Annotated in this window: 7 protein-coding genes; 3 read left to right on the plus strand and 4 right to left on the minus strand. The window is 70.2% G+C overall.

The features are described 5' to 3' along the window. The 4 genes from VF542_RS19120 to VF542_RS19135 form a co-directional block, all read right to left on the minus strand. Window positions 1-8666 (minus strand): SDR family NAD(P)-dependent oxidoreductase (locus VF542_RS19120; protein WP_408653291.1); only part of this gene is annotated, 8666 nt, incomplete at its 3' end. Continuing rightward, complete coding sequence (locus VF542_RS19125; protein ID WP_408653292.1) at window positions 8663-9835, minus strand: alpha/beta fold hydrolase; 1173 nt, start codon at window positions 9833-9835, stop codon at window positions 8663-8665. The genes VF542_RS19120 and VF542_RS19125, both read right to left, overlap by 4 nt. 79 nt (window positions 9836-9914) lie before the next feature. Further along, the gene (locus VF542_RS19130) at window positions 9915-10862 is read right to left on the minus strand and encodes a chlorinating enzyme (RefSeq protein ID WP_408653293.1); all 948 of its coding nucleotides are present in this window, start codon (window positions 10860-10862) and stop codon (window positions 9915-9917) included. Beyond that, a complete protein-coding gene (locus VF542_RS19135; RefSeq protein WP_408653294.1) occupies window positions 10859-11140 on the minus strand; it encodes an acyl carrier protein in 282 nt (93 codons plus the stop codon). Before VF542_RS19135 ends, VF542_RS19130 begins: the two co-directional genes overlap by 4 nt. Window positions 11141-11372: 232 nt before the next feature. On the opposite strand from VF542_RS19135, the gene VF542_RS19140 reads away from it, so the two are divergent. From VF542_RS19140 to VF542_RS19150, 3 genes are all read left to right on the plus strand, one after another. Next, window positions 11373-12443 (plus strand): cysteine synthase family protein, encoded by a 1071-nt coding sequence (locus VF542_RS19140; RefSeq protein ID WP_408653295.1) that lies wholly within the window; start codon window positions 11373-11375, stop codon window positions 12441-12443. Next, window positions 12440-13945: an argininosuccinate lyase gene (gene argH / locus VF542_RS19145; protein WP_408653296.1), complete on the plus strand. Its 1506-nt coding sequence runs from the start codon at window positions 12440-12442 to the stop codon at window positions 13943-13945. Before VF542_RS19140 ends, argH begins: the two co-directional genes overlap by 4 nt. Further along, on the plus strand, window positions 13942-14940 hold a 999-nt coding region (locus tag VF542_RS19150; protein WP_408653297.1), incomplete at its 3' end, for an ATP-grasp domain-containing protein. The genes argH and VF542_RS19150, both read left to right, overlap by 4 nt.

The following is a 14940-nucleotide window of genomic DNA, read 5'->3' on the forward strand; positions in this document are numbered from 1 at the left end:
ACTGCGGCCCGCGGGCCGGCCGGTCGCCACTGGGGGACCAGCACGCTCGGCTGGGCAGCGCCCGCGGCCCGAGCCGGCTGCTCCGGCGCCGCCGCGGGCAGCTGCCGCAATGCCAGGCCTTCCCACCGCACCCGGACGCTGCCGTCTTCGTCGAGCAGTCGCACATCGTAGCCGTCCGGAGTTCTCGATGCGTGCGCATAGCCGGTGACCGGCACCGGCCCGAAGACCTGCACCCGGCGGATCGCGAACGGGACGGCCGGCGGCCCGTCGGGGCTGGCCGCAACCAGGACGGCAACGGTCTGCAGCGCGGCGTCCAGCATCGCCGGGTGCAGCGGTCGATGGTCCAGTTCAGCCCGTCGCACGGCCGGAATCCTCAGAAGGGCGAGGGCCTGGTCGCCATCCGTGCGCACCCATCGCAGTGCCTCGAACGACGGCCCGTAGTCGATGCCACCGGCGCGGAAGGAGGCCATGAGCTCGGGTCCGGAACGCACCGAACTCCCCAGCCGCTCCATCAACCGGCTCAGCTCGACCCGGTCCGGGACTACTCCGGCGTCGGCCACCCGGGCGCGCACGCAGGCGTGGCCGTCCTGACAGATTTCGATCCGGTCGCCGGTCAGCGTGATCCGCAGCTCAGCGATGGGGCGGATCGGACGCAGCAGGTGAACATCGCGCAGCGCTTGCTTGCCACTGTCCGGTCCGGTCGCGGCTCGGAAGGCATACTCGATCGCGGCGGCTGCCGGCAGGATCGGTTCGCCACCGACCCGGTGCTCCGCGACCAGCCAATCGTCGGCCGCAAGAACGAATCGCTCGCCTGCGGGCGGCGGGCTGTCGGCAGCTGCCGGCACGCCCTGGGTGGCCGTCATGGGTGCTCGAATCCAATACCGTTGGGTGGCGAACGGCGTTCCGGGAAGGGAGCAACGGCGGCCCGCCGGAGAGCGCCAGCGCAGGGCACCGCCGGACAGGTACTGCCGCGCCTGCTCGACCTGCTCGTCCTGATAGATACCGGTCAGCACCACGGCTCCGGTAGCAGAGCCGTCGAAGGAAGCCAGCGCGCGCGCCAGCGGCTCGAGGCCATCGGCCAGGAACACCGCACGGTACGGATAGTGATCGCGTGCCGTGGTCAGGGTGAACGCCACGTCGGCCAGCCCGAGGCCGGGGCGAGGATCAGTGAGCGCGTCTGCCAATGCTGCGGTCAGTTGCCGCAGACCCGCCGCGGTTCGGGCCGACACCGGTACCAGCACGGCGCCGTCACGGTGGTCAGAGCTGGCGGGAACCGGTGCCTCGCCGAGCACCACATGCGCATTGGTGCCGCTGAAGCCGAAGCTGCTGACGGCGCCGACCAACCGTCCGGACGGCCCAGCATGCCAGTCGCGGACAGCGGTGACGGGCACCAGGCCGCTGCTGTCGAAATCGATGCCGGGATTCGCCGAACCGAAATGCAGGGTCGGCGCCAGCTGGCGGTGCCGCAGCGACAGCAACACCTTGAGCAGGCCGGCGATTCCGGCCGACATCGTGGTGTGCCCGATGTTGCCCTTGACCGATCCCACCGCGCAGGTTTGCGAGCGCTGCCGGTTTCCGAGCACCTCGCTCAGCGCGACAACCTCGATCGGATCGCCCAGCGGCGTGCCCGTGCCATGGGCCTCGACATAGGTGATGTCGGCGGCGGACACGCCGGCCGACTCGTGCACCCGAGACAACAGGCTGCTCTGCGACGCAGCACTCGGCGCGGTGATGCCGTTGGTCCGGCCGTCGCCGTTCACGCCACTGCCGAGGATGACGCCGTGAACGTGGTCGCCGTCGGCCATCGCGCGATCCAGCCGCTTCAGCAAGACGCAGCCCACACCCTCCCCGAGCACGATCCCGTCGGCGCCGGCGTCGAACGGGGCGCACCTGCCGGTGGGTGACAGCATGCCGGCCTTGCTCGTCAGGATGTGCATCCGCGGTGTGAGCATCAGCGCCACCCCACCGGCAAGGGCCGCGTCGCAGTCGCCGGCGCGGATGCTCTCGCAGGCAAGGTGCACCGCCACCAGTGACGACGAGCAGGCCGTGTCGAGCGCCATCGTCGGCCCCGTCAGGTTCATCAGGTACGCCACCCGGGCGGCCAGCACGGAGCTGGAGTTGCCGAGGAAGGCGTGCGCCGTCTCATCCTGGCCGGCCTGGCGCAGCAGCTCCTGGTAATCGCCGGCGGCGCACCCGACGAACACTCCCCAGCGCCGGCTCTGCCCGTCATCGACGGCATAACCGGCATCCTCCACGCTCGACCAGGCGGTCTGCAGGAACAGCCGCTGCTGGGGGTCCATCGCCTCCGCCTCCAGTGGCGAGAGTCGAAAGAACCGCGGGTCGAATTCGTCCACCCGATCCAACAGCGCGGCCCACTTGCTGGAGGTGCGGCCGGCTGCCTGCCGGTCAGGGTCATAGAACTCCGCGATATCCCACCGCTGCGCAGGTACCTCCCGGACACTGTCATGCGAGGCGCACAGGTTGCGCCAGTAACCGGCGAGGTCCGCGGCGTCGGGAAACCGGCCGGACATGCCGATCACCGCGATGGCACCGTCCTGATCGGTCAGGTGCTCCCCGGACCCGCGGTCCTCACCGCCCGGTTGACCGGCCGGCGGCTCGGGGATCGTGGGCACCGGGCGGGGCCGGCCTTGCGCGACGGTCGCGCTGAGCACGACGGTGCCCGCCGGTGTCTGGAACGGGCTCTGCGCCGATGTCCACGGTGCAGGAGCTGGAACGTGCTCGCCGGCTTCCCGAGGCGCGCCGGGCTCCGCGGCCGCGGGCGCCGGTTCAGCGGCGGTCGCGGCGGCCAGCAGCGCCCGGTCGCGCCGAAGGCCGTCCAGCACGAATGCCACCAGCCGATCCACCGTCGGATGGTCGTATACCGACGTCGATTCAAGGTCGAGGCCGTAGGCCCGGTTCAGGTCACGAACCAGCTCGACCGCGCCCACCGAGTCGAGGCCGAGCTCATGGAAGGTGGATTGCCCATCAATGGCGGAGGGTTCGAGATACAGCGCGGACGACAGTACGGCCCGGATGGTGCCGGCGACCGCTGCCGGGGTGGGAATGGCCGCACCGGCCGGAGCGGCGGCGATCGTTGCCTCGGGCACTGCGGACAAGGTAACCGCAGCGGCATCGCGCGGCGCAGCTGCGCCGGGATCAGCGGCGCCGGCGTCGGCCGGTCCAGGCCCCGCCGACCCGGCCGGTGCCCGGAAACCCGCTACCTTGGCGAAGTGCTCCGCTATCCGAGCTGCCGACTCGGGACCGAAGACAGCGTCATGCATGTCGCTCTCGCGCTGAATGACCTCAGCCAGCTTCTGCAGGCTCCGGCCGGCCAGATCACGCTTCAGCACCCGTACCGGTCCGGGGTCCTTCTGCGCGATCGAGCGGGCCAGGCCCAGTGCGGTCGGCATCACCTGCGAGGCGTCGACGATCCGCACCGCTGCGCCGCGCTCTGCCAGCTCCGCGCCGGACAGCGACCGGCCGGTGAACATCAGCTCGCGGGCGATGGCTGCTCCGAGCCGCTCCTCGAGGACGAAGCTCGCGCCCATGCCGGGCGTGAAGCCGAGAGTGACGAAGTTGGCGCTGTACATGCCCTGCCGCGACAGCACGACCAGGTCGGCGAACAGGCCGAAAGCCAGTCCCCCGCCGGAGGCGTGTCCTTGCATGGCCGTGATCACCGGGCGGTCACAGCGGAGCAATCCCTCGTACATGAAGGGGTGATCGGTGAACCGGCTGTCGCCACCTGCCAGGCGCAGCAGTCCGTCCGGGGTGGCACCCATGCTGAAGACCTCGGGGGTTCCGGTCAGCACCACTGCACGTACCGAGTCGTCCCCAGCGATCTCGGTGAAGGCCGACCGCAGTCCGTCGAGCAGGACCGTGTCGAACATGTTCGCTCCGGCCTGCATCGACAGCAGCGCGATCCCGCCGTCCAGCCTGCGCAGCGTCACCGGCGTACCTGCCGCCTCCTCCGGCGCGGCCGGTGCCGGCATCGGCCCGGCCGGCGTTGCCAGCTCCCGTGCCGGCGGGCCGGCAGCCGGAAGCCCGGTTACGGTGACCGGCAGGTGCGCCGACCCGGTTTCCGCCGTGGAAGGGTGCACGTCACGGGCCGCGCGCCAGCGGCCGATCCAGAACGGCTCCTCCCGAAAACGGTAACCGGGCAGCGGGATCCGGCGCGCGGTCGGCTCCGCGCGGGCGCTCCAGTCGACCTCGCCGCCGCGGGCCCAGAAGGCACCCACGGCATCGAGATCATCGGCGGGCGGCTCGGGCTCCGGTTGCTCCGAGCTGCCATCGCAACGCCCGGTCCACCACCGGCCGACAGGCTGCTCGCCCCCGAGAAAGGCGGCGAGCCGCTCCCGGAGCTGGTCGAGATCACCTACGCAGGCGGCGAACCGGCTCGTCATCGGAACCCGCCCGAGCTGAAGGGTCATGGCCAGGTCGGCCAGGCCGATCGGCTCGCTGGACCCGGCATCCGTGCCGGCCGGCACGGTTGCGCTTGCTCTGGCAGCTAATTCGCCGACGCTGTCGTCCAGCGACACCGGTCCCAGGCCCAGCAGCGCCGCCAGCCGTCGCGCTCCGGAGGCGTCGATGCCGAGGTCGGCCAGGCTGTCGTCGGGCTGCACCTCGGCACCATCGATGCCGGCGCTCTCGGCCACGGCAGCCCGAACAGTGCCGGGCCATCCGGTCGAGCTGGGGTGCGGATGCCGGTCTTGCTCCAGGTGATCCAGCAAGGCCCGGGCAGCATCGCGCACACCGCTCTCGTCACGGGCGGACAGCACCACGAGCTGCGGCCCGGGCACGGATCGCCGAGCCGGCCGGTCGGGTGCCTGCTCGACCAGCAGGTGCGCGTTGGCACCGCCGGCGCCGAAGGCGCTGATACCAGCCCGGCGGCGATAGCCCGGCCGCGGCAGCCAGTCGGTGAGTTTGCGGTGCACCTGAAAGCCGGCCGCGGCGAAGTCGATCTGCGGGTTGAGCGGGTCGGCGTGCAGCGAGGGCACGAGCTGGCCGTGCCGCAACTGCAGCAGCACCTTGGTCAGGCCGGCGATGCCCGCGGCACTCTCGGCATGCCCGATGTTGGATTTCACCGAGCCGATCGGGCAGGGCGTCGTGCGGTCGGTTCCGAACGCCTGCCTGAGCCCTTCGATCTCGATCGGATCGCCGAGCGAGGTGCCGGTGCCGTGCGCCTCGACGTAGCCGATACTGTTCGGCTCCCAGCCGGCCCGGTCCAGTGCCGCCCGCACCAGCGACCGCTGGGCGGCCGGACTCGGCACCGTGAATCCGCTGGTGCGGCCGGTGTGATTCAGCGCGCTGGCCCGCAGCACTGCCCAGATGTGGTCGCCGTTGGCAATCGCCCGGCTCAGCGGTTTCAGCAGGACGGCGCCGACACCCTCGCCGGGCACGTACCCGGTGGCATCCGCCCCGAAGCTGTGGCAGCGGCCGTCGGTCGACAGGAACCGGCCCTGAGCCAGCTGCAGGTACTTCTGCGGATGCACGGCGAGGTTCACTCCACCCGCCAGCGCAAGTTCGCAGTCACCGGTGAGCAGGCTCTGCATCGCCAGGTGGATGGCGGTGAGCGAGGACGAGCAGGCAGTGTCCACCGCGAGGCTGGGGCCGCGCAGGTTCAGGCAGTAGGAAACCCGATTGGCGACAGCCGCGTGCATGGCGGTAGGGGCGACCCCGCCGTCCTCGGAAGCGTAGAGCTGGTAATGGTTCCACATGACGCCGACGAAAACCCCGACGGCGAGGTGGGCCTGCTCGGTCGGGGCATAGCCGGCGTTCTCGAAGGTGTGCCAGGCAGTGGTGAGGAACAGCCGCTCCTGCGGATCCATCCGCTCGGCATCCTTGGGCGAGATGCCGAAGAAGGCTGCGTCGAACCGCTCGATACCGTCGAGGAATCCTCCCCAGCGACCGTAGGTCCGACCGGATGCGCCCGGATCGGCATCGAAGATCGAGGGATGGTCCCATCGCTCGGCCGGCACCTCGGTGATCGCGCTTCGCCCTGAGGCCAGGCTCGTCCAGAACTCCTCGAGGTCCGCACCTGCCGGGTAACGCCCGGCGATGCCGATCACCGCGATGGCGTCGTGCTGATCGGCATCGCCGGACCCCACTGGGCCGGCCGCCGGTGAGACGACCCGGTGACCAGCCGCAGACGTGTCAGCTGCCGGAAGTACCGCGCCGATCCGGCCAGGATCGCCGTACAGCACCGCGAGCACCGCATCCTCGCCTGCGAGTGCGGCGGTCAGGATATCCATCGCGGCGGCGGTGGGCAGCACAGTCATGCCGGATCGTTGCCTCGCGCGGGCGATCTCTGCCCCTGCCACGCGCATGCCGCCGTCGGCCCACAGCGGCCATCCGATCGCGAGGGTACGTCCCCAGCGGTCGGCCCTGGCCGAGCGCTGCTCGGCGAAAGCCATCTGGAAGGCGTTGCCATAGGCGTAATCGGCCTGCCCGACGTTGGGCAGCACCGCTGACAGCGATGAGAACAGCACGAAACACGCCAACCGGTCGGCGGCCGTCGCCAGGTCGAGATTCACCGTGCCGGCGATCTTGGCAGCCGAGGTGCGGGTCAGATCGGCAGCGTCCCGGCGGAAGAACAGCCCGTCGCGATGTTCGCCCGCACAGTGGTACACCCCGTCGATGCGCCCGAACGTCGCCCGGACCTGGGCGCAGGCGGCTTCGACCTGACCGAGATCGGCGATGTCGGCAACCAGGTACGTGACCTGCACACCCGCGGCGAGCCACTGGTCGATGCGGCGATCGAGCGCTTGGTCCGGCGCCTTGCGGCCCAGCAGCACCAGGCGCGGACGGCCGCGGGCGGCGAGCTGGTCGACGAGCAGCGCCGCGATGCCACCAGCACCGCCGGCGATCAGGTATACCCCGTCGGGAGGTGGTGCGCTGCCATCCGGCACCAGCCGCACCGGCGCCCAGCGGCGCACCGAACGGCCGCTGCGGTCATACCGGACTGCCGGCTCGCAACCGCTGTCACCCAACTCGGTCAGCACGGTTTCGGCCAGGTCCACATCGGTGGCCTCGACACAGCGGATCGCCAGCTGCGGCGCCTCGGCGCTCATCGTGGCTGCCAGGGCGGCCAGCGCCTGGCCCTCGGGGGTGGCAGAGGTGATCACCAGGATCGGCACCGTGGCCGTCGGACGGGCCCGCACGAGTGCTGTCCCGAGCCGCCACAGGGTGATCGCAGCCTGCTGCGACAGCGGTTGGTGTTCCGGCAGCGACGAGCCGGTAGCGATCAGCGCGTAACCGGTGCCTCCGTCTGCCGGGTCGGCGGCCAGCCGGTCGATGTCACCGGTGCCGAGCCCCAGCACCGCTGGGTGGCGCTCGCGCAGGGCCTGGATCAACGCCGCGTCCGCGCCCACCACGAGCAGCGAGGCGGGCGGGCCGCCGGGTGCGGCAGGGGCAGCCTGCCACCGGGGCCGCGCACACCAGGCATCCGCGTGGGGAGTCTGGGGAGCAGCAGGTGGCCGCACCGGATCCAGGCTCGGCCCCGTGCCACTCGCGGCTGGCAGCGTGATGTGGTACTCGCTGTACAGGTGATCGCTGAGGCTGGCGATGGTTCCGAACTCGAACAGCAGCGTCGGGTAGAGCGAAGCGCCCGTCACCTCCTCCAGTTCCTCGCCGAGGCGCAGCAGGTCACCCGACTCCAGGCCGAGGTCATAGAAGCCGGCCGAGTCTGCCACCTGATCGGGCGGCAGGCCGATCCGCGCGCCGATCCGTTCGCGCAGGTAGGCCCGCAACTCAGGCTTCGGTGCGGTTTTCAGCCGTGGCCCAGCAAGCGGCATCGAGCCAGCTGGCGGGCCGATGACGGCAGCCGGCTCCACCAGCCGGGTGATCAGCTCGGGATGCCGGATACGCTTGCAGGACATGCCGACTATCTCGACCAGCACGCGGCCCTCGTCGTCGGTGATCCAGTAGTCGTTGCCAACCAGATCGCCGCTCGTCGCCTGCCGTTCCGGTTGCGGCACGTACACCTGCACCTGCGATCCCAGTGGCGCCATCGCCCGCAGTGAGGCGATGTGCAAGGGGATGAACGGCTCGGTTCCGACGTCGAGTTGCTGACCGAAGGCGACCAGCGTCGAGGCGTCCATCTTCGCCGGGTGCAGGTGAAAGCTGCTGTCGAAGCGTGCCGAGGACGGATCCAGCCGTAACCGCATCAGCAGTCGTTGTCGGTCGCGCCGCTCCTCACCGCTACAGCGCATCGCAAGCCCGTGCCGGATACCTTCGCCCGCGGTGCGCTGGTAGAAACGTGCCATCGCGTCACCCGGCTCCGGAGCGCCGAACCGGGTCAGGTCCAGGTACGCCGGCGGCTGCGGGGGCCCGACGATCAGCTCGGCACGGGCGTTCTCGTGCCAGTCCTGCTCGCCCGTGCTCCAGCGGCTGTCCACCCGAACCGGGTGCGGGCTGCCGTTGACGGCCGTTCCTACCAGGACTCTCAGCTCCCGGTCCAGGCCGGCTCGCGTACAGACCGGTTCGGCAAAGCGGATATCGCGCAGCGTCACGGCGGCCGCATCCGTTCCACTGGCCAGGAGCACCCGGTAGACGATGTCGATCAGAGCAACGCCGGGCAGCACGGATACCCCGTGCACGACGTGGTTCTGCATGATGAAGTCCTCGTGCGCGACCCGCAGCCGGCAGTCGATCTCCGTGTGCTCGCTCACGCAGCCACCTCGTTGTCGATCCCGTCCAGGAAGTCTTCGAGTACGAGGCACAGCCGGTCAGAGGCCGCGAACACCGAGAGGTGATCACCGTGTGGCTCGACGTGCAGGTGGCCGCCGGCAAGCCGCTCAGCGACCGCGTGCGAGCCGGCCGGATGGGCGGTGTCGTCGTCATCGCTGGTGATCACCAGCGCCGGCTGGCTGACGCTGCCGAGCAGCGACGCGACATCGGCCGACATCAGAGCACCGGTGAGCACGCAATACCGGAAGAACAGTTCGTCGTCCAGGTAGGGGTAGCTGATCGTGCTCGCTCGGTCCTCCGCACCTGCCAACGCGACGCTGCTCAGAGCGCTGTTGATGGCCGCCGCATCGGACCGGCTGCTCTCGGCCATCAGCATCAGAGCTTTCAGGTTCTGCTGATGCGCGGTCTTCGGTACCGGCGAACCGAGTTCGTAATCACCGTGCCAGAGGCTCAACGAGCTGATTCGATCCGGCCGCGAAGCCGCCGCCGCCAGGGCCACGACGGCGCCGCCGCACATTCCCATTACGTGGGCGGAGGAAACCCGATGATGATCGAGTACCGCGATCAGGTCGGCGGCCTGCGCCGGCAGGCCGGCTGCCATGGTGTCGAAGTCCGACGCTGTCGCAGGCCCGCTGAACAAGCCCCGGGTTTCCCAGGTGATCACCCGGCGGGTGCGCGACAGCGCTCGCATCCATGGTTCGCAGAGCTCCGCGGGCATCCCGCACGCCGAGGCGATGACTACCGGTGGATCCTGCGGCCGCCCGTGGACGTAGCTGCGAAGCCGGACCCCGTCGAAGCTGGTAACCGGGCCGGGATCCAGCCAGCCGGCGGCGCAGTCGCTCAGTACTGCCTGAACGACACGCTCGGCAGCGCCCGGATCGACCTCGAGCACGGCTGGTTCTGCTCGCAACGCCTGCTCGCTCAGGCGCAGCCAGCCGGCCGCGAGCGGGAGCGGCAGCGGTCCGGCCTGCTCCGGCGGTGCCAGCTCCGGCAGTCCGAGCCAGCGCGCGATCCGACCGAGCAGCGAGCCGGTGGGGACCGGCATCGCTATCCCCATCCCGAGTGCCGGGCGGAACTCCAGCAACGCCCGTGCCAGCTCGATGAGCGCGACCCGGGTCGTCACCGGAAGGCCGGAGCGCTCGGCTAGCATCCATTACTCCCCTGCTTGGTAGCGGATCGGGTGACCGCCGAGGGGCAGGCCGACATCGAGTGCCGCGGGGCCGGTGAGATCACCTGGTCCGGAACGGGTGGCCCGTCGTGGTTTCGGTGACCATGGTGTTGTGGGTGTACTCGTTGACACCCTTGACCAGCACCGAGCCGAACCGCTCGAGGCTGACCCTGCCGCCGTACTCGACGATCTCCTCGGTATCGGGATACACCCGTACCGAGGTGGGAACGTAGCGTGCGGCAAAGCCCAATCGCATCTGATCGCTCTGGCCGCTGTGCGGCCAGGAGGCGTGCATCAGCGTCGACCAGAACATGACGGCCTGGCCCGGACGCATCTCGATGGACACCGCTCGCGACTCGTCAGGAGCGAAGTCCTCGTCGATCTGCAACTCGCGGTAGTCATATCCGAAGAAGCCGCGCGGCACTCCGGACTTGGTCTCGGCGTTGATCCGCGACGGGTCGTAATGCATCTTCTTGGTCTCGTCGTAGAACATCGTCTGGTGGCTGCCGGGAATGAACTGGAGGCAGCCGGTCTGCTCGGTGGCCGGGGTGAAGGCCGTCCAGACGGTCAGCGTTCCGCCGAAGTGCACACCGTTGCCGGGCCACAGGATCTGCGGCGAGCCGGAGGCGTTGGCGAAGGTGTCCGCCTGGTGCCAATCGGTGCCCTCATCACCCGGATACTTCGGAAAGAACTCGGTGCGCCAGCACAGCACGTTCGGTCCCAGCACCGAGGACACCCTGTCCACGATCTTCGGATGGGTGACGTGGTCGGCGAGAAAGTCCACATCGAGGTGCCGGTCATAGTTGGAGATGTTGGTGTTTCCGGATTGCGCCGCCTCCTCCCGGTACGCCGCATGGCTGCGGTCGAGCACCCGCATCCGCTCACGGCGCCAGGTCTGCTGCATCTGGGCAGGCTCGTACACGTCGAAGGGGCCGAAGAACCCTTGCCGGTGAAACTGCCGGAGCTCGGCATCGGTGAGTTCGAAGCTACGCGCGACCGTCTCGGTCATGTGTCATCTCCTGTCTGTGCGGTGGCCGACGATCCAGCCGCGACGCTGCTGGCAAGATGCCGCGCGGTGGCCGCGGGCAAGCTGAGCGGCGAGATCGTGACGCGGTAGTCCTGCCTGATCCGGGCCAGGATGCGGACGAAGCTCAGCGATGTCGCGCCCTTGTCGAACAGCTCGTCGTCGAGGTCGACGTCCTGGCGGCCGAGCACCTGCCGGACGATGTCGAGGATCTCCTTGTCGATGTCCGGTAGGACCGAGGATCCGGTGGTATCACCGCTCATGCGTTTCCTCCTTGCTCCGGGCTCGATCGGCCACTCGGTAGCCGCGTGGCTGTCGGGGCCGACGTTAAGCCGGGTGCCGCCGGTCGGCTGTTCACTGTTGAGCACCCCCCGGGGGAAGCTCTGGCCCCAGTCGCAGCGCCTGATCAGAACTGAGCAGAACCCCCGGGTGGTTGGCCACAGCATGGTGGCCACGTCCCCACCGCCGCCCGGGGCGATGCCGCCAGGGGAGCTCATGACACAGCAGGTGTTCACCGAGGTCACGCAGGCTCAGCTGCTGCCACGAGTGGTACACCTGGGCGGCAACCTCTACGCAGCGGCGTTCACGCTCATGAAGATGGTGCCCGCGCGCCACATCCTGCTGGCTGCCGCCGCGCGCGGCCAGATCGGCCCGCAGACCGTGGTGGTGGAAACCACGTCGGGAACCTTCGGCCTCGCGCTGGCCATGCAATGTGCGCTGCTGCGGCGGCCGTTCGTGATGGTGAGCGATCCCGTGATCGATGCGAGCCTGCGGCGGCGACTGGCGGACCTGGGCACCGAAATAGAGATCTGTGAACAGCCCGCACCGGCCGGCGGATTCCAGCAGGCGCGATTGCACCGGGTGGCCGAGGTGATGGCCGCACGGCCGGACAGTTTCTGCCCGCGGCAGTACAGCAATCCCGACAATCCGGCGTCGTACTCGATCGTCGCCGACCACCTGCGCGCCAGCCTCGGCACCATCGGCTGCGTCGTCGGCCCAGTCGGCTCGGGCGGCTCGATGTGCGGTACCGTCTCGCGCCTGCGCGAGGCCGAACCCGGCGTTCAGGCGATTGGCGTGGACACCCAGCACAGCGTGCTCTTCGGCGCTCAGCACGGCCGGCGCGAGCTACGAGGGCTGGGCAACAGCCTGCTGCCGGCGAACCTGGATCATCGGATCTTCGATGAGGTTCACTGGATCAGCGCGGCCGAGGCGTACGCCTCGACCAGGCAACTGCACCGTGAGCATGCCCTCTTCCACGGCCCGACGAGCGGTGCGGCGTACCGAGTCGGCCGGTGGTGGGCTGGCCGCCATCCCGATCGGCGCTGTGTGGTGATGTTGCCTGACGAGGGCTACCGCTACCTCGAGACGGTGTACGACGATGGCTGGATCGCTGGACGGGACCACCTGCCGCCGGCCATGGTGCCCACCCGGGTGCGGCACCCGCTGCTGGTGGGACCGTCCTGGAGTTACTACCCCTGGGCTCGGCGAAGCCTCCAGCAGGTGCTGGCGCGCCAGCCGTTGCCGGATGCGGCCGGATCGCACCACACCAGCGAGATCGCATCGTGAGCCGGCCGGAGCCGGCCGGCAGGTTGACCGCGACCGTCAGTCCCCGGGTGGCGCGGCTGGTCTACGGCAGCGACACCGTGTCGATCCCTGACCTCGACCTGATCTGCACCGTGGACCTGGCTCACCTGGTGATGCTGGCTGAGCAGCATCTGATCACCCCGAGCCAGGCCGGTGCGCTGGCGGGCCGGATCACGGCGCTGCGGCAGGAGCGGTTCGCTCCGCTGGCCGGCCTGCCCGCGCCGCGAGGCACCTACCTCGCCTACGAGGCATACCTGATCCAGCAACTCGGCCTCGATACCGGCGGCCGGTTGCATTGCGGGCGCTCGCGCAACGACCTGACCGCGACGACGACCGCGCTCCGATTACGGGCCGTCTCGCTGGAACTGCTCGCCGAGATCGCTCGACTGTCGGCGGTGCTGCTGGCCCGGGCGCGCGCACACCGTGATGTGCTGATGCCCGTCTACACGCACTTCCAGGCCGCCATGCCCGCGACCTACGGCTGGTACCTGCTCGGCGTCGCCTTCGCCCTGGAACGCGACGCGCTGGCATTGCAGCAGGCTCTGGACTGCCTGGACCGGTGCCCGCTGGGCGCGGGTGCGGTGGCCGGCACCGACCTCGGCATCGACGCCTCCCGCACTGCCGAGCTGCTTGGTTTCAGCAGGCCACCGCGGCACGCGCTGGACGCCGTCGCCAGCCGCGACACCGCGCTGCGGATGCTGGCGGCAGCCGCCGGCGCGGCGCTGACGGTCAGCAGGCTGGCGGCCGACCTGCAGCTGTGGAGCAGCGCCGAGTTCGGTCTGATCGAGTTCCCGGATCGCCTGGTCGGGGGTAGTTCGGCCATGCCGCAGAAGCGCAACGCTTTCCTGTTGGAGCATCTGCGGGCCCGGGCTGGAATCGCGATCGGTTCCTGGAGCGCCGCCGCCACGATCATCCGAGCGGCGCCGTTCACCAACTCCGTCGAGGTCGGCACCGAGGCCGTTTCGGCGATCTGGCCGGGCCTGTCCGCGGTGACCGATGTCGTGTGCCTGGCACAGGCGGTGGTGTCCGGTGCTCATCCGGTGGCCGGGCGGATGCGCGAGCGAGCCGAGCAGGGATTCGTGGGCGCCACCGCACTGGCGAACCGGCTGGTCGGCGCCGGGGTGCCGTTCCGGCGGGCGCACTCCCTGGTCGGCGCGGCGGTACGAGACGCCATCGCGCGTGGCGACACCCAGCTGCGGGTGAGCATCGCGGGGTCCGAACGGCACCAGCCGAACGGTACCGACGAGCTCTATGAGATCGGCGACGTGGACGTCGTCGGTGACACAGCTGACCTCGACAAGCTGGTCGCGGCGGCCACCGCGGGCGGCGGCCCCGGAATGTTCGATCAGAGCTGGGCAGAGGCACGCGCTGAGCTGATCGAGCTGATCGGCCGGCGGCAAGCCGTCGAGCATCGGGTTCACCAGGCCGAACGGAAACTCGAATCCGCGGTCGCGCAACTCACCGGACCGCGGAGGTCGGCATGAGCGAGGGCTGGTTCGCGCTGGTGGAAAGCAACACCACCGGCTCGGGCAGGCAGTTCTGCGCCCGGGCCCGGGAGCGCGGCCTGCGCCCGGTGGTGCTGGCGGCTGACCCGGCTCGCTATCCCTACCTGCTCGACGACGGGCTGCACTGCGAACTGCTCGACACCGGCGACCTGGAGCAGGTGGTGCAGGTCTGCCGAAGCCTGCGCGGCCGGCTCGCCGCCGTGACGACGAGCTCGGACCACTTCACCGTCCTGGCCGCGCAAGCCGCCGCTCGGTTGGGCCTACCCGGCCCGGACCCGGAGGCGGTGCGACGCTGCCGGCTCAAGGACCGACAGCGGGCGGCACTCGCCGCCGGCGGAGTTCGGATTCCGGCCTACGGCCGCGCCGGCGACGTGGCCAGCGCCATCAGGCTGGCCGGCACGATCGGACTGCCGGTCGTCGTCAAGCCCGTCACCGGTTCGGGCTCGGTCGGGGTGCTGATGTGCGCCACCCTCAACGAGGTCGCCGACCACGCCGGCGCGCTGCTTGCCAGTGCCACCGACGAGCGCGGCGCCGCGGTACCGCGCTCGGTGCTGGTGGAGGAGCTGGTGCGGGGCGAGGAGTTCTCCGTCGAAACGTTCGGCAGGCAGGTCGTGGCGGTCGTCGCCAAGCGCCTTGGCAGGCCGCCGCACTTCGTCGAGACGGGCCACGACGTGCCGGCGGTGCTCAGCGAGGCGGACCGGGCAGCCCTCGGTACCCTGGCCTTGAGGGCGTTGCAGGCACTCGGGCTCGGCTTCGGGGCAGCACACACCGAAGCCCGACTGACCGGCCGCGGCCCGGTGGTGATCGAGGTCAATCCGCGATTGGCCGGCGGCATGATCCCCGACCTCGTCCAGCTCGCCACCGGAATGGACCTGGTGTCTGCTGTGGTCGCGAGCGCGGTGGGCGAACCGGTGTCGCTGAGCCCGGACCGGTACCGGCACGCGAGCATACGTTTCATCCTGGCTCCGGGCTGG

The organism is Jatrophihabitans sp. (assembly GCF_036389215.1).
GTDB lineage: Bacteria > Actinomycetota > Actinomycetes > Mycobacteriales > Jatrophihabitantaceae > Jatrophihabitans_A.

Excerpts from the sequence above, each read along its gene's own strand:
- VF542_RS19140 (WP_408653295.1), top strand. The coding sequence starts at position 11,373 with ATGACACAGCAGGTGTTCACCGAGGTCACGCAGGCTCAGCTGCTGCCA.
- VF542_RS19135 (WP_408653294.1), bottom strand. The coding sequence starts at position 11,140 with ATGAGCGGTGATACCACCGGATCCTCGGTCCTACCGGACATCGACAAG.
- VF542_RS19125 (WP_408653292.1), bottom strand. The coding sequence starts at position 9,835 with ATGCTAGCCGAGCGCTCCGGCCTTCCGGTGACGACCCGGGTCGCGCTC.
- VF542_RS19130 (WP_408653293.1), bottom strand. The coding sequence starts at position 10,862 with ATGACCGAGACGGTCGCGCGTAGCTTCGAACTCACCGATGCCGAGCTC.